General features: G+C 64.8%; 25 protein-coding genes and 1 tRNA gene. 10 read left to right on the top strand and 16 right to left on the bottom strand.

What is annotated here, in order from left to right; genetic code table 11:
* The first annotated feature begins 182 nt into the window (after positions 1-182).
* A complete protein-coding gene (locus CK221_RS26025; RefSeq protein WP_095779787.1) occupies positions 183-1,223 on the top strand; it encodes an aldehyde reductase in 1,041 nt (346 codons plus the stop codon).
* A gap of 34 nt (positions 1,224-1,257) precedes the next feature.
* Here the strand turns inward: CK221_RS26025 and CK221_RS26020 are convergent, their stop codons facing one another.
* On the bottom strand, positions 1,258-2,151 hold the full coding sequence (locus CK221_RS26020) for an SDR family oxidoreductase (protein ID WP_095779786.1): 894 nt from the start codon (positions 2,149-2,151) through the stop codon (positions 1,258-1,260).
* 166 nt (positions 2,152-2,317) lie between these two features.
* On the opposite strand from CK221_RS26020, the gene CK221_RS26015 reads away from it, so the two are divergent.
* Both CK221_RS26015 and CK221_RS26010 read left to right on the top strand, forming a co-directional pair.
* A complete protein-coding gene (locus CK221_RS26015; RefSeq protein WP_066998811.1) occupies positions 2,318-2,728 on the top strand; it encodes a helix-turn-helix domain-containing protein in 411 nt (136 codons plus the stop codon).
* Between the two features lie 91 nt (positions 2,729-2,819).
* A complete protein-coding gene (locus tag CK221_RS26010; protein ID WP_095779785.1) occupies positions 2,820-4,115 on the top strand; it encodes an NAD(P)/FAD-dependent oxidoreductase in 1,296 nt (431 codons plus the stop codon).
* Here CK221_RS26010 and CK221_RS26005 read toward each other — a convergent pair.
* Positions 4,003-4,722 (bottom strand): glutathione S-transferase family protein, encoded by a 720-nt coding sequence (locus tag CK221_RS26005; RefSeq protein WP_170950183.1) that lies wholly within the window; start codon positions 4,720-4,722, stop codon positions 4,003-4,005. The two genes, CK221_RS26010 and CK221_RS26005, sit on opposite strands and share 113 nt — an antisense overlap.
* A 1-nt stretch (position 4,723) precedes the next feature.
* A complete protein-coding gene (locus tag CK221_RS26000; RefSeq protein WP_067323282.1) occupies positions 4,724-5,029 on the bottom strand; it encodes a Rieske (2Fe-2S) protein in 306 nt (101 codons plus the stop codon).
* A 95-nt stretch (positions 5,030-5,124) separates the two neighbouring features.
* Here CK221_RS26000 and CK221_RS25995 point away from each other — a divergent pair, with 95 nt between their 5' ends.
* The 3 genes from CK221_RS25995 (at position 5,125) to ilvC (ending at position 7,535) form a co-directional block, all read left to right on the top strand.
* On the top strand, positions 5,125-5,580 hold the full coding sequence (locus tag CK221_RS25995) for a MarR family winged helix-turn-helix transcriptional regulator (protein ID WP_067323285.1): 456 nt from the start codon (positions 5,125-5,127) through the stop codon (positions 5,578-5,580).
* A 128-nt stretch (positions 5,581-5,708) separates the two neighbouring features.
* Positions 5,709-6,386, top strand: coding sequence for a TetR/AcrR family transcriptional regulator (locus tag CK221_RS25990; RefSeq protein ID WP_179295206.1), 678 nt, complete (start codon positions 5,709-5,711; stop codon positions 6,384-6,386).
* A gap of 129 nt (positions 6,387-6,515) precedes the next feature.
* The gene (gene ilvC / locus CK221_RS25985) at positions 6,516-7,535 is read left to right on the top strand and encodes a ketol-acid reductoisomerase (protein ID WP_067323290.1); all 1,020 of its coding nucleotides are present in this window, start codon (positions 6,516-6,518) and stop codon (positions 7,533-7,535) included.
* A 58-nt stretch (positions 7,536-7,593) separates the two neighbouring features.
* Here ilvC and CK221_RS25980 read toward each other — a convergent pair whose 3' ends face one another.
* Positions 7,594-7,878 (bottom strand): PilZ domain-containing protein, encoded by a 285-nt coding sequence (locus CK221_RS25980; RefSeq protein ID WP_067323293.1) that lies wholly within the window; start codon positions 7,876-7,878, stop codon positions 7,594-7,596.
* A 164-nt stretch (positions 7,879-8,042) separates the two neighbouring features.
* Positions 8,043-8,639 (bottom strand): BA14K family protein, encoded by a 597-nt coding sequence (locus CK221_RS25975; RefSeq protein ID WP_095779783.1) that lies wholly within the window; start codon positions 8,637-8,639, stop codon positions 8,043-8,045.
* Positions 8,640-8,801: 162 nt separating this feature from the next.
* Between CK221_RS25975 and CK221_RS25970 the strand changes: the two genes are divergently transcribed.
* Both CK221_RS25970 and CK221_RS25965 read left to right on the top strand, forming a co-directional pair.
* On the top strand, positions 8,802-9,914 hold the full coding sequence (locus CK221_RS25970; RefSeq protein WP_095779782.1) for an endonuclease/exonuclease/phosphatase family protein: 1,113 nt from the start codon (positions 8,802-8,804) through the stop codon (positions 9,912-9,914).
* Between the two features lie 4 nt (positions 9,915-9,918).
* On the top strand, positions 9,919-10,638 hold the full coding sequence (locus tag CK221_RS25965; protein WP_095779781.1) for a hypothetical protein: 720 nt from the start codon (positions 9,919-9,921) through the stop codon (positions 10,636-10,638).
* A gap of 28 nt (positions 10,639-10,666) precedes the next feature.
* Here the strand turns inward: CK221_RS25965 and CK221_RS25960 are convergent, their stop codons facing one another.
* The 3 genes from CK221_RS25960 to CK221_RS25950 are packed head-to-tail and all read right to left on the bottom strand — an operon-like array spanning position 10,667 to position 13,875.
* Positions 10,667-11,884: an ABC transporter permease gene (locus CK221_RS25960; RefSeq protein WP_095779780.1), complete on the bottom strand. Its 1,218-nt coding sequence runs from the start codon at positions 11,882-11,884 to the stop codon at positions 10,667-10,669.
* A complete protein-coding gene (locus tag CK221_RS25955; protein ID WP_095779779.1) occupies positions 11,881-12,585 on the bottom strand; it encodes an ABC transporter ATP-binding protein in 705 nt (234 codons plus the stop codon). The genes CK221_RS25960 and CK221_RS25955 overlap by 4 nt, the downstream gene beginning before the upstream one ends.
* Before the next feature lie 3 nt (positions 12,586-12,588).
* Positions 12,589-13,875, bottom strand: a complete 1,287-nt coding sequence (locus CK221_RS25950) for an efflux RND transporter periplasmic adaptor subunit (RefSeq protein WP_095779778.1) — start codon at positions 13,873-13,875, stop codon at positions 12,589-12,591.
* 132 nt (positions 13,876-14,007) lie between these two features.
* Between CK221_RS25950 and CK221_RS25945 the strand changes: the two genes are divergently transcribed.
* Together CK221_RS25945 and CK221_RS25940 are read left to right on the top strand one after the other, a co-directional pair.
* Positions 14,008-14,910, top strand: coding sequence for a PhzF family phenazine biosynthesis protein (locus tag CK221_RS25945; protein ID WP_095779777.1), 903 nt, complete (start codon positions 14,008-14,010; stop codon positions 14,908-14,910).
* A 105-nt stretch (positions 14,911-15,015) separates the two neighbouring features.
* Positions 15,016-15,091 (top strand) — tRNA-Lys (locus tag CK221_RS25940).
* 48 nt (positions 15,092-15,139) lie between these two features.
* Here CK221_RS25940 and CK221_RS25935 read toward each other — a convergent pair.
* From CK221_RS25935 to cbiE, 8 genes are all read right to left on the bottom strand, one after another.
* Positions 15,140-15,532, bottom strand: a complete 393-nt coding sequence (locus CK221_RS25935; RefSeq protein ID WP_143749107.1) for a hypothetical protein — start codon at positions 15,530-15,532, stop codon at positions 15,140-15,142.
* A 93-nt stretch (positions 15,533-15,625) separates the two neighbouring features.
* Positions 15,626-16,651, bottom strand: a complete 1,026-nt coding sequence (cobT, locus tag CK221_RS25930) for a nicotinate-nucleotide--dimethylbenzimidazole phosphoribosyltransferase (protein WP_095779775.1) — start codon at positions 16,649-16,651, stop codon at positions 15,626-15,628.
* Between the two features lie 25 nt (positions 16,652-16,676).
* Positions 16,677-17,444, bottom strand: coding sequence for an adenosylcobinamide-GDP ribazoletransferase (gene cobS / locus CK221_RS25925; RefSeq protein WP_095779774.1), 768 nt, complete (start codon positions 17,442-17,444; stop codon positions 16,677-16,679).
* The gene (locus CK221_RS25920) at positions 17,441-18,757 is read right to left on the bottom strand and encodes a cobyrinate a,c-diamide synthase (protein ID WP_095779773.1); all 1,317 of its coding nucleotides are present in this window, start codon (positions 18,755-18,757) and stop codon (positions 17,441-17,443) included. The genes cobS and CK221_RS25920 overlap by 4 nt, the downstream gene beginning before the upstream one ends.
* On the bottom strand, positions 18,754-19,569 hold the full coding sequence (gene cobA / locus CK221_RS25915; protein ID WP_095779772.1) for a uroporphyrinogen-III C-methyltransferase: 816 nt from the start codon (positions 19,567-19,569) through the stop codon (positions 18,754-18,756). The genes CK221_RS25920 and cobA overlap by 4 nt, the downstream gene beginning before the upstream one ends.
* On the bottom strand, positions 19,566-20,330 hold the full coding sequence (cobM, locus tag CK221_RS25910) for a precorrin-4 C(11)-methyltransferase (protein WP_095779771.1): 765 nt from the start codon (positions 20,328-20,330) through the stop codon (positions 19,566-19,568). The genes cobA and cobM overlap by 4 nt, the downstream gene beginning before the upstream one ends.
* Positions 20,327-20,713: a cobalamin biosynthesis protein gene (locus tag CK221_RS25905; RefSeq protein WP_095779793.1), complete on the bottom strand. Its 387-nt coding sequence runs from the start codon at positions 20,711-20,713 to the stop codon at positions 20,327-20,329. Before CK221_RS25905 ends, cobM begins: the two co-directional genes overlap by 4 nt.
* On the bottom strand, positions 20,710-21,951 hold the full coding sequence (gene cbiE / locus CK221_RS25900; RefSeq protein WP_095779770.1) for a precorrin-6y C5,15-methyltransferase (decarboxylating) subunit CbiE: 1,242 nt from the start codon (positions 21,949-21,951) through the stop codon (positions 20,710-20,712). The genes CK221_RS25905 and cbiE overlap by 4 nt, the downstream gene beginning before the upstream one ends.
* Position 21,952 lies beyond the last annotated feature (1 nt).

The following is a 21,952-nucleotide window of genomic DNA, read 5'->3' as shown; positions in this document are numbered from 1 at the left end:
TCGCTGAAGGCCTCGCCCAATTCCGGCATGCCGATCTGGCAGGACAGGCTGTTCATCGGCCTTGCGAAGACGGCGGCCGATGCGACAGAGTATTTCCAGATCCCCACCGGGCGCGTGGTCGAGATCGGCACTCAGGTCGCCATTTGAGGGACTGCAACGCCTAAAGGGGTGGGGAGGCGGGAATGGGCGGTGAGTTGGTGCTCGTTACCGGCGGCTCCGGGTTCCTCGGCGCGCACTGCGTTCTAGCCCTGTTGCAGGCAGGCTACCGCGTCCGCACAACAGTGCGATCCGCCAAGCGCGAAGCCGATGTTCTCGCCATGCTGAGGGTCGGCGGTGCCGAGCCGGGCGATGCGCTTTCCTTCGCCTACGCCGATCTGACGACAGACGCCGACTGGCCGGAAGCGGTCGCGGGATGCCAGTACGTTCTTCATGTCGCCTCGCCGTTCCCGCCGGGCGTGCCGAAACACGAGGACGATCTGATCGTTCCTGCGCGCGAGGGTGCGCTGCGTGTGCTGCGGGCCGCGCGCGATGCCGGCGTCAAACGAGTGGTGCTCACTTCGTCCTTTGCGGCCATCGGCTATGGCCAGACGCCAATTCCGGGCAGTCCGTTCACGGAAGAGAACTGGACCAACCTGGCGGCCAAGGTGAGCGCCTATGTGAAGTCGAAAACGCTGGCGGAACGTGCGGCCTGGGATTTCCTTGCCAGCCAGGGCGGAGCGCTGGAACTGACGGTCGTCAATCCGGTCGGGATATTTGGACCGGTCCTGGGGCCGGATCATTCGACCTCGACGGACTTCATCAAGCGATTGCTGGACGGCGAGATGCCGGGTCTGCCGCGCATGGTGTTCGGTGTGGTCGATGTGCGGGACGTGGCGGATCTGCATCTGCGCGCCATGACCAGTCCCGCCGCCAAGGGTGAGCGGTTCCTCGCCATCAGCGGCGATTTCATGACGACGCTGGCGATCGCACAAACGTTGAAATCGCGGCTGGGCAGCGTTGCGTCGCGCGTTACGACGAGAATGCTGCCGGACTGGCTGGTCCGGACCGTCGGACTGTTCGACGGGCAAGCGGCTCAGATCGTGACGGAATTGGGCAAGGCCAGGAACGCAACCGGGGCCAAGGCCATGCGCATGCTTGGCTGGGCGCCGCGATCGCGCGAAGAAGCGCTCGTCGCCACCGGCGAAAGCTTGGTCCGGCTCGGATTGCTCAAAAAGTCGAGGTGACGCGCCCGGGAGGGTACCTCCCAGGCGCAACGGTTCAGCCAAGCAGTGCGGCCTTGTTCCCTTCCAGGAACTGCTTCAGCGTCTTCGGCTTGCGGCCCGACAACGTCTCGATAGCGTCGGTCACCATGCCGATACGGCCGGAGCGTGTGTTGGCGTCGAAGGAAACGACAATGCGCGCAAAGTCCTCGGGAAGGCCGGCCGCCTTGACGCCCTCGGTCAAAGCCTCGTCAGGCAATTGGATAACCTCCAGCGGCTTGCCGGTGACTTCGCTCACCAGAGCGGCAATTTCGTTCGTCGTGTAGGCATGCGGGCCGGTCAGCGTGTAGACGCGGCTCTCCGTCGAGCCGGAAGCGAGGCTCGCGGCGATCGCGGCGGCCATGTCGTCGCGCGCGGCGTGCGCGATGCGCCCGTCGCCGGCCGACGTGTACCACTTGCCCGACGAAATGGCGTGCGGCAGCGCCATGAAAAGGTTCTCCTGGTACCAGCCGTTGCGGAAGATGGTGTAGGGAATGCCGCTCGCCTTGATGGCCTGCTCGGTGCCGTAGTGGTCGGCGGCAAACAGCACCGGCGAGACCGGCTCGGGATTAGGCATCGAGGTGTAGAGGAGGTGCGAGACGCTTGCCGCCTTGGCTGCGGCCACCGCGGCCTGATGCTGTTTGAGGCGCCGGTCGCTCTTCAGGTCGAGCTCACTGGTCGAGACGATCAGCACTCGGTCGGCGCCTTTGAACGCGCGCTCCAGCGAGGCCGGATCGTCGAAATCGGCCGGCCTGACGACAATGCCGAGGGCTGCCAGGTCGCCGAGATTTTCGGGATTGCGCGTGGTTGCGATGATATTTGCCGGCGCGACTTTCTGCGCATCGAGCAGATGGTTGATCACGGCGCGGCCGAGATGGCCGGAAGCGCCGGTGACGAGGAGAGTTTCGGTCATGGGAGGTTCCTGAAAATTGCGTCGAAGGGATTTGAACGATGGTCTCAAAAAGAGACCAGCACTAAAATAAGAATTGACCAGGGGCCGTAAAGAAGGCAGTTTTCCGGGAGGTAGGCACAGCCGGGAAACCACCGGCGGGTGGCCGTTTCGATCAATGGATGTCGCGATGGACAGCAAGATCTTCAGTCTGAAATCGAAGCTCGAGGTCTACAAAGCCATGACCGGCGGCGGCAATTTCGCCGACTGCCCGGTCCGCGACGTGATCCAGGGCATCAGCGGCAAATGGAGCTCGCTGCTGGTCATGGCTTTGGCCGAGAAGCCGTACCGGTTCGGGGAGTTGCGCCGCCTGGTGCCCGACATTTCGCAGCGTATGCTGACGCAGACGCTCTACGATCTGCAGCGCGACGGCTATGTGCATCGCGAAGTCTTTCCGACCAAGCCGCCGAGCGTCGAATACAGCCTCACCGATCTCGGCCGCTCGATGTTTGCGCCATTGCAGATGCTGATCCAATGGGCCGAGCTCAACCACGATGCCGTTCGTGAGGCGCGCGTCGCCTTCGATGCCGCGCAGGCCTGAGCCTTTCCTCCCCCGATACAAGCGTCAAAGCGCCTCTTGATCTCGCGCTTTCGCTGCGGGATTGTTCCTCGCCGGTTCGGGTTTGGGCGCAATGGACAAGCCTTACGAGATAGCGATCGCCGGCGCGGGGCCGGCCGGACTGGCTGCGGCGCTCTATCTCAGGCGGGCAGGGCATAAGGTCACCGTCTTCGAGCGCTTCGACGAGCCGAAGCCCGTCGGTTCGGGGCTGATGCTGCAGCCGACCGGGCTGACGGCGCTCGCCGATCTCGGGCTGCTTGACGAGATTCTTTCGCTAGGGAGCCGTATCGAGCGGCTACACGGGACCGATGCCAAAAGCGGGCGAACAGTGCTCGATGTCCGCTATGACGCGCGCCGCGGTCGCCGCTTCGGTCTCGCGGTGCACCGGGCAGCGCTCTTCGGCGTACTCTATCGCGCTGCCCGGCGCGCGGAAATTCCCATCGAAACCAATGTCGAGATCGAGACGCTGGAGACGGGTGAACGTGCGCGGCCGGTCTGCGCCAACGGAAAGCGGCTGGGGTCTTTCGATCTGGTCGTCGACGCCAGCGGCGGGCGCTCCAGGCTGCGGCAATGCCTTGGCGACACGGCTGTGCCGCGTCCGCTCACCTATGGCGCGTTCTGGGCCTCACTCGGATGGCGCGACGGTTTTGACGAAAAGGCGCTGCTGCAGCGCTACGACAAGGCAAGCATCATGGTCGGCGTGCTGCCGATCGGCCGGCCGGATACTGGCGCCGGAGCCATGGCTGCCTTCTTCTGGAGCCTCAAGCCGGCCGGAGCGGAACAGGTGAGAGCCGAAGGTCTGGGCGCCTGGAAGGCGAAGGTTGTTTCGGTCTGGCCAGAATGCGAGGCCTTCACCAGCCAGATCGACAGTTTCGAGCAGCTCTCGCTGGCCCGCTACGGCCACCACACGATGAGGCTGCCGGCCGGCCGACGTCTGGCGGTTATCGGCGACGCCGCGCATTCGACCAGTCCGCAGCTCGGGCAAGGCGCGAACATGGCGCTGCTTGACGCGGCAGCACTCAGCCATGCCCTGACGCGAACGAGCGACATCGACGAAGCGCTGATGACCTATGCAAGGGCACGCCGCTGGCACGTGCGGGTATTCCAGGCGCTGTCGTTGTCGTTGACGCCGTTCTACCAGTCGGACTCCGTCGTGTTGCCGTTCGTGCGCGACCGGCTGGTGGCGGCGCTGGCGAAGATCCCGCCGGTGCCGCAGTTGCTCGCCGCCATGGTCGCGGGAACGGTGATCGACCCGTTCAGGCCGATCGGGCTTGCGGAATCGCAATGGCCTGCAGCCGGATCATTCGCGAAAGATAGGATGCCTTTGCCCGAAGGAAGGCGTGCAGCCGCAGCGGATAGTCCGGACTGACAGCCTCCTTCACCGATTGTCGGTCGCTCAACGCCTTGCGCCAGGCCTGGACGAGAGGCTTACCGTCCAGGATGCCGCAAGCGCCGATCTCGTCGAACGTGTCGAAGTAGCGGAAGATCGGCCCGTAGACGGCGTCGACCAGCGAGAAGCGCTTCCCGGCAAACCACGGACCGCTCCGCCTTGCCGACAGTTCTGCCTCGACACGCTCAAACAGTTCCGACAAGCCGCTGCTTTCCTTGAGGAAGCCGGCCTCATCGGCGGCGGAATAGAAGCGCCCGATGGCGTTGAGGATGGCCGAACCGAATTCGACCCAGGAGCGGTGCCTGGCCCGCATGAGCGGATCGGCCGGGTGCAACGGATTGGCCTGCGTCTCCTCGAGGAATTCGAGAATGACGACGGATTCGAAAATGATCTCCTCCTTGCTGCCGTTTCGAACGCAGAGCAGCGGTACCTTGCCGAGCGGCGAGATAGCCTTGAACCAGTCGGGCTTGCTGGCAAGGTCGACATTGACGCGCTCGAACGGCACGCCTTTCTCGGCGAGGGCGATTGCCGCACGCTGGACGTAGGGGCAAAGGTGATGACTGACGAGGGTGAGTTTGGCCGTCATCTTATTCTCCCCAGACATAGTTCAGCGCGCCGTCCTCGACGCGGGTCGACAGGAACATCAGCCGCGAGCCCTTCGGCGCCGGGCCTACGAGGCGCTCGCCGCTTTGCATGTCGAAGCGGGCGCCGTGCCACTGGCAGATGAAGGCGCCGTCCTTGCAGTCGAGTGGCCCGCCGAAATGCAGGCAGGCATTGGCTGCGGCACGGACACGCTCGCCGCTGCGCCAGACGTGGACCTCGCGGCCGAAGAAAGGCGCGATCAGGCTGCCCGTCTGCGGGATGTCGGCCACTTTACAGATCTCATGTTTCATCGGGAACTCCTTATCGATGCAATTGCATCTATGTGAATGCATTTGCATCGACCGTCAAGCTTGATGCAATTGCATCTATCGAATAAAGTTCCTCGATGACGAGAAAATCTCTTCCGCCCGAGGCCGTCAAAGCCTGGGGCCGCCTGATGCGCGTTTCGCGCCAGCTGGTCGAAAAGACCGAGTATGCCCTGAAAGCCGGCGGCTTGCCGCCGCTCGCCTGGTACGACGTGCTGCACGAGCTTGCCGAGGCGGGCGAGGGCGGCTTGCGGCCGTTCGAGCTGATCGATCGCGTTCTGTTGGCGCAGTACAGCGTGTCGCGACTGCTGGCCCGGCTGGAAGCGGATGGCCTGCTGGAAAAGCTGCCTGTCTCGGATGACGGTCGTGGCCAGACAGTGCGCATCACGCCAAGCGGCAGGGAGATGCGCCGCCGCATCTGGGCGGTCTATGGGGCGTCCATAGCCGAACTGATGGGCGACAAGCTTTCCGCCAAGGAGCTGGAAACGCTGGCTGCACTGCTCGGGCGGTTGCGCGAGCCACCGGCCGGCGATTAGCTCACGAGTGTTTGTGGGTACCGTCAGATTTTTTCGCCGCAGCCCCTTGCGTTGGAAACCCGAATGCGCAATAAGCCGAACCGTAACGTACGGTACGCATTATTGAGCGACCGGGAACGGGTGAAAACGTGTTGCAAGCCGCCGCCGACACCGACAGCAGCGAAACGCTCACCGAGCGGCAGCAGGCCGTTCTGGACGCAGCACTTCGCCTACTGGTCGAAGAGGGCGACAACCTGACCATGACCGCGGTGGCGCGGCGGGCAAGCTGCTCCAAGGAAACACTCTACAAATGGTTCGGCGACCGCGACGGGCTGCTGACGGCGACAGTGCAATGGCAGGCCTCGAAAGTGCGCGTGGCGCCGGTCGACCGCAAAGGCCTCGACCTCGCTTGGCTGACCGCAAGCCTCGAACGCTTCGCTTCCGACTGGCTGAGGGTCATCTCCAGCGATACGTCTATCGCGCTCAACCGTGTCGCGGTCGGCCATGCCGGCTCCGGGAAGGATGATCTTGGCGCGATCGTGCTGCAGAATGGGCGTTTTGCACTGGCCAGGCGTCTGAAGCCCGTGCTCGAAGCGGGACGCGAGGCCGGGCTGCTCGACTTAGACGACGCCGAGACGGCGTTCCGGACGTTTTTCGGTCTGGTCGGCCGCGACGTGCAGATGCGGCTTCTGCTCGGCGACCGGCTGCAATTGACCGAGGCGACGATCGGCGGCGATGCCGCCCGCGCGACGCAGCAGTTTCTCGCTCTTTACGGCTCAAGGACCGGGGGAGCAAACAACCGGCCGCAAGGCCCCGGGGCCGGATGATTTCAGGTCAAGTCGACCTGAAATCTGAATCCGGCTCCAAATCCAAGAGATAGAGCATGATGTCGTCCGAAAACCGCTTCACACTTTTCGGCATCATGCTCTGATCTTCAAAACGGGAAGGAAGACGAAATGCGTGTCTATTACGATCGTGACGCCGATCTCAATCTGATCAAGGGCAAGAAGGTCGCCATCATCGGCTATGGCAGCCAGGGCCGGGCGCATGCGCTCAACCTCAAGGATTCCGGCGTCAAGGAGATCGCCATCGGCCTGAAGGCCGGCTCGGCGACCGCCAACAAGGTCGAGGCCGACGGGCTGAAAGTGATGAGCGTGGCGGATGCCGCCAAGTGGGCAGACCTGATGATGATGGCAACGCCCGACGAATTGCAGGCCGACATCTACAGATCAGAGATCGCGCCGAACATCCGCGACGGCGCCGCCATCGCCTTCGCGCACGGCCTCAATGTGCATTTCGGCCTGATCGAGCCGAAGGCTTCGGTCGATGTGGTCATGATCGCGCCGAAGGGCCCCGGCCATACCGTGCGCGGCGAATATCAGAAGGGCGGCGGTGTGCCGTGCCTGGTTGCCGTCAACCAGGACGCCTCGGGCAATGCGCTCGACCTCGCGCTCTCCTATGCCTGCGGCGTCGGCGGCGGCCGCTCCGGCATCATCGAGACCAATTTCCGTGAGGAATGCGAGACCGATCTGTTCGGCGAGCAGGTGGTGCTGTGCGGCGGTTTGGTCGAGCTGATCCGCGCCGGCTTCGAGACGCTGGTGGAAGCCGGCTACGCGCCGGAGATGGCTTACTTCGAGTGTCTGCACGAGGTGAAGCTGATCGTCGACCTCATCTATGAGGGCGGCATCGCCAACATGAACTACTCGATCTCGAATACCGCCGAATGGGGCGAATATGTCTCCGGTCCGCGTATCATCACGGCCGACACCAAGGCCGAGATGAAGCGCATCCTGAAGGATATCCAGACCGGAAAATTCACCTCGGAATGGATGCAGGAATATCGCGCCGGCCTGTCGCGCTTCAAGGGCATCCGCCGCAACAACGACAGTCATCAGATCGAAGAGGTTGGCGCGAAGCTGCGCGCGATGATGCCGTGGATCGCCAAGAACAAGCTGGTCGACAAGGCGAAGAATTAATTCGGTCTATTCATGCTTCGTGAAAGCCGGCGGAGCGATCCGCCGGCTTCTCTCACGCTCAGCCGTAATGCCAATGCGGCTTCGGCTCGGTGCCCGCGAATTCCACGCCGATGCGGTCGTCGCGGCGCCAGCGGACGATCGCCTTGTAGCCGATCCGGTCCTTCGTCACGTAAAGCAGGAATTCGTCGGGCACATGCGCCTCGATCGGCAGCTTCAGTTCGGCGCCGCCAGGATGCATGTTGCGCACCGTGCACATGACCCCGGAATTGTTGATGCCGGTCAGGATCGCCGCGCCCTTCAGCACGCGTTGCCGGCGCTTGCCTCTCAACTCGTTCTCGGTCATGGCGGAGTCGTCCTAGCGGATCGCAGCCTGGCGATCGTCATATGGGGCACCGCATTACGGATAGACGCATCTGCTAAATTTAAGGTTATCGCGTCGCCGTCGGGCGCGCCCTGACAAAAAGAAACGGCGCCCGCCGGGCGCCGTTGAGCTTCGTGCCGAGGGGCTCAGATAAAGGGCGAAATGCACTGCCGGCGCGGGCCGTTATAGGGCTGGAATGTGTTGTCCCAGGCCCGATAGGACCGATAGCGGTCGTGGCACCATTGGACATGGGCCCTGGAAAGCCGCTCGGTCCGGTAAATGCGCCGCGGCTGATAGTAGCGCGGATAGGGATCGTAATAATAGGGATTGTAGAAATTGTTGTAGGCGAGGCTGCCGAGGCCGAGGCCTAGGCCGAGCCCAAGGATGGCCGCGCCCCCACTGTCGAAGTGGCGATGGCGATGATGGCGATGATGCCGCCAGCGCCAATTGCGATCTCCATCCCAGTTGCGGGAGAAATGACGTGCGCGGAAGTCGCCGCCACGCCATCTGGAATCGCGGCCGCGCCAGTCACCGCCGCGCCGCCAGCGCCAGTCATACATCTGCCGCCGGTCGTTGCCGCCGGCCCAGCTGTCGCGAACGGGGATGATGGTGGATGCGGCCGTGCTGGTCACGGTCGACATTTCGGGCTGCAGGACCGGGCCGGCAATCGACGACACCGTCAGCCCAGCGGAGAGACCCAAGGCCAGAAGCCCGGATCCAAGGGAAGACAAGAGCGGTTTCATTTCACTCTCCACGAGTAAGGCCCCACGCCCAAAACGCTCGGGAATAGGCCTATTGATGGAACTTTCCATCTGAACGGAAGATGAACAGAAAGGTTCCGTCAACCATAACGGGCGTGCGTCTGCTCTTGTGTTCGCCATTGCTTGCGGGCAAAGGTCTCGGCCATGTCGCTGCGCCTCGCCACCTTCAATGTCGAGAACCTGATGAACAGGTTCGACTTCTCCGGCTATCGCAACCAGCTCAACGAGGACCGAACACTGGCGCTGTTCGACATCCAGAGCGAAGCAGAATACAGGCTGCTCGAACAGGCGCGCGCGATCGCCCAGTCCGACGACACCCGCCAGCTTACCGCGCTCGCCATAGCCGCGACACGCGCCGACGTCATCTGCATGCAGGAGGTGGATAACATCGAGGGGCTGAAGGCCTTCGAATATGGCTATCTCTTCAAGATGATCGGGCAGGGCTATCGTCAGAAATACACCACCGCCGGCAACGACTCCCGCGGCATCGACGTCGCCGTGATGATGCGCAACGAGACCGCGCAGGGGCAGCCGATCGAATTCGTGCGCATGACCAGCCATGCCTATGTCACGTTCGAGCAGTTCGGACTGTTCACGCCGGAGCTGGCGGCGTTCGGGCACCTGGCCACCGAACGCGTCTTCCGGCGCGACTGCCTGGAAATCGACATAACGGTCGGCGGCATGCCGCTTACGCTGTATCTCGTGCATTTCAAGTCAATGGGCTCGCCGCGCAACGGGCTCGATGGCCGCGAGGCGACGATGCCACTGCGCATCGCCGAGGCGCAGGCCGTGCGCCGCATCATCGAGGACCGCTTCGGCAAGGACCATGCGGCCGACAAGCGCTGGGCAATCTGCGGCGACATGAACGATTACCGGCAGCGCGTGAAGATCGAAGGCGACAGCTTCGACGGCTATCGCTTCCACGTCGTCGACGAAGCCCAGTCCTCGATCAACGTTCTGACCGCCGGCGGCTTTTGCGAAAATGTCGTCGAGCGGCGGCCCGAGATGGACCGCTGGAGTTTTTATCACACGCGCGGCCCGCAAGAGCGGCATTTGTGCCAATTGGACTATATCCTGCTGTCGAAGGCCTTGGCGGCGAAGAACGCCACCGCGGTTCCGGAGATCATCCGCAACGGTCAGCCTTGGCGCACCATCTTTCCGCCTGGCCAGGAAGTAGAGCGTTTTCCGCGTGCAGGGTGGGACAGGCCGAAGGCCTCCGACCATTGCCCGGTGGTGATCAACCTGGACATGGCCTGAGCCCGTGAGCTTCGACCTGCCGCGCAATGTCATTTTGCCGGTCGACGCGGTCGACGTACGGCTCGTTGCCAGCCCGCATCCGTTCGAGCGCGACAATCAGACAGCGATCTCGGAAAACTGGCGGCGCGAAATGGAGATGAAGCCGGCGCTATATGACGGCACCGTGGTGCTGCTTTCGGCGCTGAGCTATCGCGACAGCCGGCTCATCGGCCGCTGCCATGCGGTGAAGTACTCGACTTTCATGCTGTGGCGCAAAAACCGGGAGCTGAGCGGCGCCGAACATGCCTATGCGCACGCCGTGCTGGTTGCCGGCGACAATGCGCTGGTGGCGATCCGGATGGGCTCGCACACGGTGAACGCCGGCCGCGTCTATTTCGCCGCCGGCTCCTTCGAGCCGATCGATTTCCGGGACGGCGTCGTCGATATAGATTTCAACATGATCCGCGAGGTGGGCGAGGAAACCGGGATCGATCTGTCGGGCGCCGCCCGCGGACAGCGCTACTATGCGCTGTCGACTTCGAGCGGCACGGTGATCTTCCGCCGCTATCACGTTCCCGAGCCGGCGGAAGAGCTTGCGCGGCGCATCAGCGCCTTCGTTGCAACCGAAGCGGAGCCCGAGATCGAGGGGCCGGTCGTCATTCGCAACGCAACCGACCTGCCGGTCGGGCTGATGGGGCACATGAAGCCGCTGATCGAGTGGCATTTTGCCAACGAGTTGGTCTGACACGGCCACGGGCCAACGATGCGGCGGTTCACTCGTGCCTTAGCGCCTCGATCGGATCGAGCCTTGCGCCGCGCAGTGCCGGGAAGAAGCCGAACACCATGCCGATCAGCGCCGAAAAACCGACGGCGAGCAGGATCACTGCCAGGCTCGGCGCGAAGGGTATCGTCAACGTCGCCGAGGCCAGGCCTGCGAGCGCCAGTCCGATCAGGATGCCGATGATGCCGCCAAGCAGCGACAACACCGTCGCCTCGACCAGGAACTGGATCAGGATGTGTTTTTCGTGCGCGCCGATCGCCAGCCTGATGCCGATCTCGCGCGTGCGCTCAGTGACCGATACCAGCATGATATTCATGATGCCGATGCCGCCGACCAGAAGGCTGACGCCGGCGACGGCACCCAGCATGCCGGTCATGGTGGTGGTGGCGCTTGCCATGGCGTCGGCGATCTGGGTCATGTCGCGGATCGAGAAATCGGCATCGCGGTCCGGCGTGATGCGGCGCGTGTCGCGCAGGATGTCCTCGACGCGCGGCTGCAGTTCGGTGGTTGGCGTCCTGTCGTCGGCGGCGATGTAGATCGAGTCGATGTCGCGGTTGCCGGCGATGCGCCGCTGGTAGGCGGCCAGCGGCATCAGCACGACATTGTCCTGATCCTGGCCGAAGCCGGTGTAACCCTTCGGCTCGAGCAGGCCGATGATCCGGCAGGAGGTGCGGTTGACGCGGATCGTCTCGCCCTCCGGATCGCCGGCGCCGAAGAACTGCTGCCGCACCGTCTCGCCGATCAGGCAGACGCCGGCGCCGGCGCGCGCCTCGGAATCGCTGAAGGGGCGGCCCGACACCAGCTTCCAGTCGCGCGCGTCGAGATAGGCGCTGTCGGTGCCGGTAACGCCCGACGTCAGGCTCTCCGTGCCGAAGATGACCCGCACCTGTTTTTGCGACGCCGGTGCGATGGCGCGTGCGCCGCTGAGATGGGCAACCAGTGCTTCGAGGTCCTTGGCGGCCAGCGGTCGGGTGACCTGGTCGAGCCCGCCCGGGCCGCCAGGCCCTGCCGGACGGCCCGAGCGGACGACGAGCAGGTTGCTGCCGAGTTTCGAGATGTCCGCCTTGATCTTCTCGCTGGTGCCGGAGCCGATGGTGAGCATGGCGATGACCGCGGCGACGCCGATGACGATGCCGAGCAGGGTCAGGAACGAGCGCAGCACGTTCCGGCGGATGGAAATCAGCGAAAGGCGGACGGTTTCCCAGATCATGCTGCTTCGGCTTTCGCTGTATCGGAAGCGACGTGGCCGTCGAGGAAGCGCACCGTGCGCCCGGCATATGCCGCGACGTCGGCTTCGTGCGTGACCATGACGATGGTGAGGCCGAATTCGGCGTTCAGCCTGGTCAGCAATTCCATTATTTCGTGCGTGCGCGCGGTGTCGAGATTTCCGGTGGGCTCGTCGGCAACAAGCAGAGTCGGTTTGGTGACGATGGCACGCGCGATCGCCACGCGCTGTTGCTGGCCGCCCGAGAGCTCGGCCGGCGTGTGATGTTCGCGCCCGACAAGTCCGACTTGGGCGAGCGCCTGCATGGCCAGCTCCCGGCGCTCGCGGGCGGAAACGCCGCGATAGATCAGCGGCAGCTCGACATTTTCCGCCGCCGTGGTGCGGGGCAGGAGATTGTAGCCCTGGAAGACGAAGCCGACATAAAGGTTGCGCAGCAGGGCGCGGCGGTTGCGGTCGAGCCGGCCGGCATCGACGCCCTTGAAGCGGTAGGTTCCGGCCGTCGGCGTGTCGAGACAGCCGATGATGTTCATCGCCGTCGACTTGCCCGAGCCGGACGGTCCCATGATGGCGACGAACTCACTTCTGCGGACGGCAAGATCGACGCCGGCAAGTGCGTGCACGCACGCTTCGCCCTCGCCATAGCTCTTCCATACACTGTCGAAGGTGATGAGCAGGGGAGCGGACACGGGTCAGCTCCGTTGCTGCGAGCCGGTGATGACCTCTGCGCCTTCCTCGAGGCCGGACGTGATCTCGGTCAGTTCACCGTCGGTCGAGCCGATCCTGACGTTGAGGGCATGCGGCCGTCCGTTGTCCAACACATAGAGCGTGCGCGAGCCGTCGATCGGCGCTTTCGTCGCCTCGCGCTGCCGGTTGGGGCGCCCCATGCGGCCGGTAAAGAGGTCGCGCAGGCTCCAGCCGCGGGCCGCCTGTAGCGCCGGGCGGTAACGGAAGGCTGTGGCCGGCACGGTGAGCACGCCCTTGGCCTGCCGGGTCACCACCGCGACCGTGGCGGTCATGCCTGGCCTGAGCAGAAGTTCGCCGTTGTCGACTTCCAGCCGTGCATTGTAAGTGACGACGCCGTCGGTGGTGACGGAAGCATAGGAGATGTCGCGGATCTCGGCGTCGAAGGGACGGTCCGGGAAAGCATCGACGGTGAAGCGGGCATGCTGGCCGGGCTTGACCTGGCCGATATCGGCCTCGTCCACCGCCGCCTGCAGCTCCATGTTCCGCAAGTCGGCAGCGATGACGAACAGCACCGGCGCCTGCAGCGAAGAAGCGACCGTCTGCCCCGGATCGACGGAGCGCGTGAGCACGATGCCGTCGATCGGCGCGTAGATGGTGCTCTTGGCAAGGTCGGTCTGCTGGGCCTTCAGATCAGCTTCGGCGATGGCGAGATTGGCCTCGGCGCTGTCGAGCGCGGCCTTGGAGCGATCGCGTGTCGCGGTCGCGGCCTCAAGCGATTGATCCGTCGCCATGCCGCGCTTGGTGAGGGCGCTCGCGCGGACCACCGCGTTCTGGTTTTCCTGCAGCGTGACCTTGGCATCTTCGACGGCGGCCGCCGCCGCCTTTGCCGAGGCGGTGGCGCGCTCGATCTGGACTTCGAGCTTGGCGGTGTCGAGCGTCGCGAGCACGTCGCCCTTCTTGACCTGCTGGTTCTCGTTGACGGCGACGGCGCGGACGATGCCGGAAAGCTCGCTGGAGATGTCGACCTGCGTCAGCGGCTGCAGCGTGCCGGTCGCCGACACCTTGACGGTCAGGTCGGCAATCGTCGCCGGCGCGGTCGCGTATTCGATCCGGGGCGGCGAGACGGCGTTCCAGCGGTAGCCGGCGATCGCGGCCGCCACGACAGCCAGCGCCAGCAGCGCGTAGAGCCAGAAGCGGCGGCGCTTGCGGCTCACGCCTTTGCGGTCGAGCCCGAGGGCCGTTTCGATGGAAGTGTCGGTTTCTGCGTTTGGCGGATTGACAAGCTGGTCCACCACGGACCCCTATAACGACAAATTGATGTCCCTATCCGTGAACAAATCATGCCTTGAGGTTCGAATTTCAAATTAAATTTCCCTCATGTTGGGATCGAGCAGAAATTCGGGACGAGGCGGAAGGTTTTCCAAATGATGCGCGACTACTTGCTTTACGACGTGTTTACGACCGAGCGGCTGGCCGGGAATCCGCTGGCGGTGGTGCTCGACAGCGAGGGGCTGGATACGGCCGCCATGCAAGCGATCGCGCGCGAATTCAACCTGTCCGAGACGGTGTTCGTGCTGTCGCCCGAAAATCCCAAGCATCGCAACCGTATACGCATCTTCACGCCCGATTATGAGATGCCGTTCGCGGGCCATCCGACGGTTGGGTCGGCTATCGCGCTTGCGGAGCAGGCTGGCGAAGCGACTGGCATCTTTGTGCTGGAGGAGAACATCGGCCCCGTGCGTTGCGCGGTCAGCAGGCATGATGGCGCTACCTTCGCCGAATTCGACTTGGCGAAACTGCCTGAGCGGCTGGAACTCGCCGCCGAACCGGAAATGATCGGCGCCGCGCTTGGCCTTGGCCCGCATGAGCTCGGCTTCGAGAATCACCGCGTCTCCTTCTGGTCGGCCGGCGTGCCCTACGTCACCATTCCGGTTGCCGGCCTCGAAGCGGCCGCAAAAGTCAGGCTGGACAACCAGGCATGGTCCGAACTCGCGCCGCGCAAGAGCGAATGGGCCTTCGCCAGCCCGTACGTCTATTGCCGCGAGACGGTGCATCACGACAGCGCCTTCCATGTGCGCATGATCGTGCCTGGCAATCCTTCCTACGAAGATCCGGCGACCGGCTCCGCGGCGGCGGCCTTTGCCGGCGCCATCATGCATTTCGATGGTCCAACGGACGGGATCTCGCAGCTTTGGATCGAGCAGGGGCTGGAAATGGGGAGGCCCTCGCGCATCCGGCTCGAACTCAATGTCGACGGCGGAAAACTGGCCTCCGCGCGCATCGGAGGCCATGCGATCAAAGTGGCAGAAGGCCAGCTTTTTGTGTGACACCTGCGGCAATTCGGCGATTTGTCGGGAAATGATCCGGCAGGGCTGGACATCGCTCAAACCGGCGGCTATATGCGCCGCCGACGCTGGATTTCCCGGCGGTGTGGGTGTGTAGCTCAGTTGGTAGAGCAGCTGACTCTTAATCAGCGGGTCCACAGTTCGATCCTGTGCACACCCACCAAATTCTTTTCATAAAGCGGCCAGAAAACAAGCGAGATGGGCACCAGTCCTACTGCGCTGTCCTGTTCAAGCTGGCCTTGAACTTGACCTTCATCGTGATCTGGCCGGTCACCGTAACCTGCGATCCGCCATAACCACCGACATTGCGATCCCGGGCATTGACGTTAGTTGTCATGCCGGTGATTTCGCAGGTGTCGGCGACAGTCTCGACCACCATGGCGCAACTGACGGCCGCGACCTTGTAGAAAGAGCGAAGTGCGGCCTGCTGCTGGGCGGCTGCGTCCTCGTCGTCCTTGACCGGAAGGGTCATCGAAATCGACGATTGGATTCTGGCAGATCCGTCTTCGCCGGGGCGAAGCGGGCGAACATATTGATCTTGGGCAAGGACCGGCAGTGCCATCCTAGCAAGAAACGTAACAAATATTAGGCCCTTCAAATACATCGTTTCGATCTCCCGTGAAACATCTCTGTCGCACGAAACAATCAAGAGGACGTTATTTCGTCATTTCAACAGCGTTGAAATTTTGAAGGAAGATTATTTTTCCGAAACGCCGGCTTCCGCGAAACTCGCCATTCTCGTATGACACTCCAGCGCCGAGCGGACGATGTTGACGGCAAGGCAGGCGCCGGAGCCTTCGCCGAGCCGCATGCCGAGGTCGAGCAGCGGCGGCAGGCCCAGCGCTTCGAGCAGGCGGCGATGACCGGCTTCGGCCGAGACATGGGCGGCGACGGTGTGCGCCAGCCCGGTCGGGTGCAGCCTTGCCAGCGGCGCCACGGCGGCGGTGCAGACGAAGCCGTCAAGCAGCACCGGCACGTTGTTCTTGCGCGCGGCGAGCGTGGCGCCGAAGATCGCCGCAAGCTCGCGTCCGCCAAGCGCTCCGGCGATCTTCAGCGGGTCGGAAAGCGAATCGGCATGGCGCTTCAGGCCCGCCTCTATGGCGGTGATCTTGCGGATCAATCCGGCATCATCGACGCCGGTGCCGCGGCCGGTCCATTTTTCCGCGCCGCCGCCGAAAAGAGCGGCCGAGATCGCTGCTGCCGGCGTGGTGTTGCCGATGCCCATCTCGCCGAAACAGACGAGGTCGAGATCGTTGGTCACGGCGTCGTAGCCGGCCGAGACCGCGGCGAGGAAGGTCTGCTCGTCCATGGCCGGCGCTTGCGTGAAATCGCCGGTCGGGTGGTCGAGATCGAGCGGGATGACGTCGAGCCTGGCGCCGGCGACGCGGGCGAGCTGGTTGATGGCAGCGCCGCCGCCGGCGAAGTTCGCCACCATCTGTACAGTGACTTCCGAAGGATAGGCCGACACGCCCTGCGCGGTGACGCCGTGATTGCCGGCAAACACGAAGACCTTGACCGCATCGAGCTTCGGCATGTCGCGGCCCTGCCAGCGGGCCAACCACGCGGCGATCGTTTCCAGCCGGCCGAGACTGCCCTGCGGCTTGGTCAGCGTGTCCTGGCGACGGGCAACGGCGGCGGCGGCCGTATCGCTGCCGCCGGACAGATCGAGGCAGGCGGCGCGAAGGTCTTCGAGCGATTTGAACGACGTTGTTTGAGGGGACATGAGGGCAAGGTCTCCGAAAGAAGAATCAGGAAAGGCAAGCGGAAGCGACAAGCAGCACGGCGATCTCGCCGAGCTGCTGCAGCGCGCCGATCGTATCGCCGGTCTGGCCGCCGATCTGGCTGAGGCAGAGCGCACGAAAGGCGGCAAACAGCAGGCCAAGCAGGATCACCGCGGCAATTGCGCCGCCGAGGCCGAGCGCCAACAGCGCCACGGCTCCGAGCGCGGCGCCAACGACGGCGGTTTCGGCAGTGACCGAGCCCGCGTCGGCCGACAGCCCATCGGGGCGCGCCGGCGGCAGAAGATGCATGAAGGCGCCGAACAGGCCGCGCGAGGCGGCGTGTGCTGCCAAAAGCGCCAGGAAGATATGGCCAGGCCCGGCCAGTTCCGAAAGCGCGCTCCAGCGAATGAGCAGCGAGATGCCGAGCGCCGCCGCGCCATAGGCGCCGATGCGGCTGTCGCGCATGATCTCCAGCTTCCTCTCACGCGTCCTGCCGCCGCCGAAACCATCGGCGATGTCGGAGAGCCCGTCCTCATGCAGGCAGCCGGTGACAAGCATCGTCGCCGCAAGCGCGAGCGCCGCGGCGGGACCGTCGACAAGCCCGAGCCTCGAAGCAACGGCGTAGGCGATCGCGCCGATGATCGCCACGGCGAGACCGGCAACGGGCGCTGCCCAGATGGCATCGGCAAGGCTTCGGCCGCCGAAATCGCTGGAAGGGAGCCTCAGTCGCGTGAAGAAGACGAGGCTGAGGCCGATGTCGTCGAGAAACCGGCGAGGCTCGGAGAAGCCCCTCATGCGCCCCTCGCAATGGCATGGAAGAAGGTGCCGCTGACATGGCCGCGGTGGTAGCCGGACGGGCCAAGCGGATTGCCCTGGCCGTCGGCAAGGTCGGCCAGCGGCTCGTCATTGCCGGTAGCCGTCATCTGCGCATAGTGGAATTCATGGCCGCGAATGAGCGTGCCCTCCGGCCCCAACGGGCAGGTGGCGCGAAGCCGCGCCTCGCGATAGCCGAGATTCATCTTGCGCTTGGCGAAGCTCGTCGAATGGCCGAGAAGGCCGAGCATCCTATGGCTTATCCCGTCCGCGTCCTCCAGCACTTCGCCCAGCACCATGAAGCCGCCGCACTCGCCGTGGACCGGCTTCGTCGCGGCAAAGCGCGCCAAGCCTGCGCGGAAATTGTCGGCCGCGGCGAGTCTGCGGGCATGCAGTTCCGGATAGCCGCCGGGCAGCCAGCAGATTTCGCAGTCTTCGGCAGGCGCCTCGTCGGCCAAAGGCGAGAACGGCACGATTTCGGCGCCGGCCGTTCGCCAATGATTGGCGACATGCGGATAGAGGAAGGTGAAGGCCGCGTCCTCCGCCAGCGCAATGCGCTGCGCGGGCGGCTGCAAGGCGTCGGCAAATTCGCCGGGCAGGGGTTCCAGCGGTGTCGCCAGCGTCAGGATGGCGTCGATGTCGAGGGACTTTTCGACCATGTCGGCCAGCCGGTCGAGATGCGCCATCAGGTTCTCGTACTCGCCGGCCTGGACAAGACCCAGATGCCGTTCCGGCAGGTTGAGCGTCGGATCGCGCAGGATGGCGCCGACCACGGGAAGGCCGATCGCCTCGATGGCGTCGCCCGAGAGGCGGCGGTGGCGTTCGCTGCCGAGGCGGTTGAGCACGACGCCGGCCATGCGCACGTCCGGATCGTAGGTGGCAAAGCCCTTGGCCACCGCCGCGGCCGTGGTCGACTGTCCGGAAACGTCGAGCACCAGAAGCACCGGCAGGCCATAGAGCCGCGCCAGATCTGCGGCCGAGCCCGTGCGGCCTTGCGGCGCGGGAATGCCGTCGAACAGGCCCATGGCGCTTTCGAGGATGACGTAGTCGGCATCGTCCGCCGCTTGCCTGGCCAGCGCATTCAACAGGGCAGGCGGCATCGCCCAACTGTCGAGGTTCACGCCGGACAGGCCTGTCGCGGCGCTATGGAAGCCGGGGTCGATATAGTCCGGTCCGGACTTTGCCCCGCGCACTTTCAGCCCGCGGCGGGCCAGCGCGCGCAGCAGGCCGATGGTGACGCTGGTCTTGCCCGAGCCCGAGCGCGACGCGCCGATGATGATCGCGCGCGCCGTCATGCCCCGCCCGCCAGTGCTGCGCGCATGGCGACAATGCCGCCGACGACGATCAGTGCCGGCGAGGCGAGGCCGGCGGCGGCTGCTTCCTGGGCGATTGTGGCAAGCGTGGCGACGAGGATGCGCTCCTGCGGCGTCGTCGCGGAAACGATCACCGCCGCCGGCGTCGACGGCGCCAGCCCGCCTTCGAGCAACGCCGCCGCGATCAGCGGCAAATTGGCCATGCCCATATAGACGACGATCGGCTGTCCGGTCCGGGCGATCGCCGCCCAGTCGATATCGTCATCCGTGCCCGCGGCATGGCCGGTGGCGAGAATGACTGCCTTGTTGATGCCGCGCATGGTGGCGGGGATGCCGGTGGCGGCGAGCGCGCTAAGACCTGATGTGAGGCCGGAGAGCACGCGGAACGGGATGTTTTCCCGCGCCAGCGCCAAGGCCTCTTCGCCGCCGCGGCCGAAGATGTAGGGGTCGCCACCCTTCAGCCGCACGACCCGGCGGCCCTCGCGCGCCAGCTTCACCAGCAAAGCGGTGATGTCGTCCTGCTTCATAGAAGGCTTGCCGCCACGTTTTCCCGCATAGAACAACTCGGCACCCTGCGCGACCGCGACAACATCCGCTGAGACCAGCGCGTCGAAGACCAGCGCGTCGCATTGGCCGAGCGCGGCCAGAACCTCAAGCGTCAGGCAACCGGGATCGCCGGGGCCGGCGCCGGCCAGCCAGACATGGCCGGGTTCCAGTTCGCGCGGCTTGAAGTTCAGCCGCGCCAGCGCCTGCTCGACCGTAGCCCGTCCGTTCGTATTGGCGCTGCCGTTCACAATCCGTCCCGTCCGCGAAAACGCCGCTGGTAGTGGGCGTCGTAGAGTGAGCTTTCGCCGAAATCCTGCGCGGCGAGCGCGCTGCCGACGAAGATGATCGCGGTGCGCTCCATCGGATTTTGCGCAAGCTGCGCCTCGATCGTGCCCAGCGTGCCGATCAGAATGCGCTCGTCCGGCCAGGAAGCGCGGAAGACGACCGCCACTGGGCACTCTGCGCCATAGAGCGGCGTGAGTTCGGCAACGATGCGGTCGATGGCATGGATGGCGAGATGGATGGCTAGAGTTGCGCCGGTGCGGCCGAAGCCGGCAAGCGTCTCGCCGGGCGGCATTTTCGAGGCGCGGCCAGACACGCGGGTCAGCACGAGGCTTTGCGCGAGCTCGGGAATGGTAAGCTCGCGCCGAAGCGCCGCCGCCGCCGCCGCGAAGGAAGGCACGCCCGGCGTCATCGTGTAGGGGATATCGCGCTTCTCGAGCCGCCGGATCTGCTCGGCCACTGCGCTCCACACCGAAAGGTCGCCAGAATGCAGGCGCGCGACGTCCTGGCCGGCTTTGTGGGCGGCAAGATATTCGGCCTCGATCTCGTCGAGCGACATCGGCGCGGTGTCGATCAGCCTGGTTCCGGGCGCGCAGTGTTCGAGCAGTTCCGGCGCGACGATCGAGCCGGCATAGAGGCAGACCGGGCAGGACGCCAGCAGGCGGCTGCCGCGCAAGGTGATGAGGTCGGCAGCACCAGGGCCGGCGCCGATGAAATGGACGGTCATTTTGGGCCTCCACCAAGGGCGATGGCGCAGGTAACAGGACCAAGTACCGTACGCGGTCCAAGCAGTTTCGCCTCTTTGCCGGCCGCGGCCAGGGCCGACGCTTCCGAAACCGACGGCGTGCCGGCATGAGCCCGCGACCATTCGGATTGGCTGATCGTGCCGGACGAGACGGTTTGCAAGGCGTCGTCGGAGACGACGAGCACGGGCAGGTCGAGGTCGCGACCGGCAAGAAAGATCGCTTGCTCGTCGCGTTTCATTTCGCCCGTTGCCAGCGCTGAAAGCGCGGTTACTGCCAACCCATGCGCTTCGAGCGCGGTCTCGATCGCGGCCCGCACGTCGCGCGCCATCACACCCTTCCGGCAGCCGATACCCGCGACCATCATGGCTTTACCCAGCTCCATTGCATGACCGGCATGGCCGGACGCCAGGCTTGCATGGATCCTACCGGCGCCGCACGCGAGAGGGCGATGCGCAGTAGGTCGCCGCCGCGCCTGGTATGCTGGTCAAGCAGGAGCGCCTCCATTTCCAGCGTCACAGCATTGGCGACCAACCGGCCGCCGGCGCGCAGCGACTTGATCGCCGTCTCCAGCACGCCGGCATCGCTGCCGCCGCCTCCGATGAAGATGGCGTCTGGTGTCTCCAGTGTTGCCAGCTCTTTCGGTGCCGAGCCTTCGATGACGACGAGACCGGGCACGCCGCAATGCGCGGCATTGCGATGGATGCGGGCGGCGCGCTCGCTGTCGGCTTCGATGGCAATCGCCCGCATCGAAGGGTGGGCCAGCATCCATTCGATGCCGATCGAGCCGGAGCCGGCACCGATATCCCAGAGCAGTTCGCCGCGCCGCGGCGCCAGCGCCGACAGCGTCATGGCGCGGATCTCGCGCTTGGTGATCTGGCCGTCATGCTCGAACAGATGATCGGCAAGGCCGACGGTCAAAGGCAGGATGCGCGCATCCGGAGTCGATTCTATTTCGAGCGCCAGCACGTTGAGCGGATTGATGTTCTTGAGATCGAAGGCGTCGGCTCGGACAGCGCGGCGCGTTTCGTCCTGGCCGCCAAGCGCTTCGAGAACCGTCAACCGCGACGGACCGAAGCCGAGTTCGTCAAGCAGCGCGGCGATGGCGGCCGGCGCGTCGCTGTCGGATGTGAGCGCAAGGATACGTGCGCCGGGGTGGAGCAGGGGGCGGAGGATGTCGATCGGGTGGCCATGCAACGAGATGGTCTCGACATCCTGCAGCGCCCAGCCGAGGCGGGAGGCGGCCAGCGACAGCGATGACGGCGCCGGCAGGACGAGCATCTCATCCGGTTTCACTTTGCGCGCCAGCGTGACGCCGACGCCGTGGAAGAACGGGTCGCCGGAAGCCAGCACGCAGACGCTTCTGCCTTCGAGCGCCAGCACGTCATGCATCTCGGAATCGAACGGCGTCGGCCACGGTCGCGCCCTGCCCTTGACCAAGTCTGAGACGAGCGCGAGGTGCCGCTTGCCGCCAAAGATGACTTCGGCCTCGGCGATCCTGCGCTTGGCCTCGTCGCCCAGACCCGCTACACCGTCCTCGCCGATGCCGACGATGGTCAGCCATCTTGCGACCGGCTTGGCAGCGCGCGAACCCTCAGCAGGCATG

Source organism: Mesorhizobium sp. WSM3868 (assembly GCF_002294785.1).
In the GTDB taxonomy this organism is placed as follows: domain Bacteria; phylum Pseudomonadota; class Alphaproteobacteria; order Rhizobiales; family Rhizobiaceae; genus Mesorhizobium.
Note: the sequence above shows the minus strand (reverse complement) of the source record. Positions and strands in the feature narration are given on the sequence as shown.

Bases quoted from the DNA above. Each gene is read 5' to 3' on its own strand.
- CK221_RS26025 (WP_095779787.1), top strand. From the start codon at position 183: ATGGGCGGTGAGTTGGTGCTCGTTACCGGCGGCTCCGGGTTCCTCGGC.
- CK221_RS26020 (WP_095779786.1), bottom strand. From the start codon at position 2,151: ATGACCGAAACTCTCCTCGTCACCGGCGCTTCCGGCCATCTCGGCCGC.
- CK221_RS26015 (WP_066998811.1), top strand. From the start codon at position 2,318: ATGGACAGCAAGATCTTCAGTCTGAAATCGAAGCTCGAGGTCTACAAA.
- CK221_RS26010 (WP_095779785.1), top strand. From the start codon at position 2,820: ATGGACAAGCCTTACGAGATAGCGATCGCCGGCGCGGGGCCGGCCGGA.
- CK221_RS26005 (WP_170950183.1), bottom strand. From the start codon at position 4,722: ATGACGGCCAAACTCACCCTCGTCAGTCATCACCTTTGCCCCTACGTC.
- CK221_RS26000 (WP_067323282.1), bottom strand. From the start codon at position 5,029: ATGAAACATGAGATCTGTAAAGTGGCCGACATCCCGCAGACGGGCAGC.
- CK221_RS25995 (WP_067323285.1), top strand. From the start codon at position 5,125: ATGACGAGAAAATCTCTTCCGCCCGAGGCCGTCAAAGCCTGGGGCCGC.
- ilvC (WP_067323290.1), top strand. From the start codon at position 6,516: ATGCGTGTCTATTACGATCGTGACGCCGATCTCAATCTGATCAAGGGC.
- CK221_RS25980 (WP_067323293.1), bottom strand. From the start codon at position 7,878: ATGACCGAGAACGAGTTGAGAGGCAAGCGCCGGCAACGCGTGCTGAAG.
- CK221_RS25975 (WP_095779783.1), bottom strand. From the start codon at position 8,639: ATGAAACCGCTCTTGTCTTCCCTTGGATCCGGGCTTCTGGCCTTGGGT.
- CK221_RS25970 (WP_095779782.1), top strand. From the start codon at position 8,802: ATGTCGCTGCGCCTCGCCACCTTCAATGTCGAGAACCTGATGAACAGG.
- CK221_RS25960 (WP_095779780.1), bottom strand. From the start codon at position 11,884: ATGATCTGGGAAACCGTCCGCCTTTCGCTGATTTCCATCCGCCGGAAC.
- CK221_RS25945 (WP_095779777.1), top strand. From the start codon at position 14,008: ATGATGCGCGACTACTTGCTTTACGACGTGTTTACGACCGAGCGGCTG.
- CK221_RS25935 (WP_143749107.1), bottom strand. From the start codon at position 15,532: ATGTATTTGAAGGGCCTAATATTTGTTACGTTTCTTGCTAGGATGGCA.
- cobT (WP_095779775.1), bottom strand. From the start codon at position 16,651: ATGTCCCCTCAAACAACGTCGTTCAAATCGCTCGAAGACCTTCGCGCC.
- cobS (WP_095779774.1), bottom strand. From the start codon at position 17,444: ATGAGGGGCTTCTCCGAGCCTCGCCGGTTTCTCGACGACATCGGCCTC.
- CK221_RS25920 (WP_095779773.1), bottom strand. From the start codon at position 18,757: ATGACGGCGCGCGCGATCATCATCGGCGCGTCGCGCTCGGGCTCGGGC.
- cobM (WP_095779771.1), bottom strand. From the start codon at position 20,330: ATGACCGTCCATTTCATCGGCGCCGGCCCTGGTGCTGCCGACCTCATC.
- CK221_RS25905 (WP_095779793.1), bottom strand. From the start codon at position 20,713: ATGATGGTCGCGGGTATCGGCTGCCGGAAGGGTGTGATGGCGCGCGAC.
- cbiE (WP_095779770.1), bottom strand. From the start codon at position 21,951: ATGCCTGCTGAGGGTTCGCGCGCTGCCAAGCCGGTCGCAAGATGGCTG.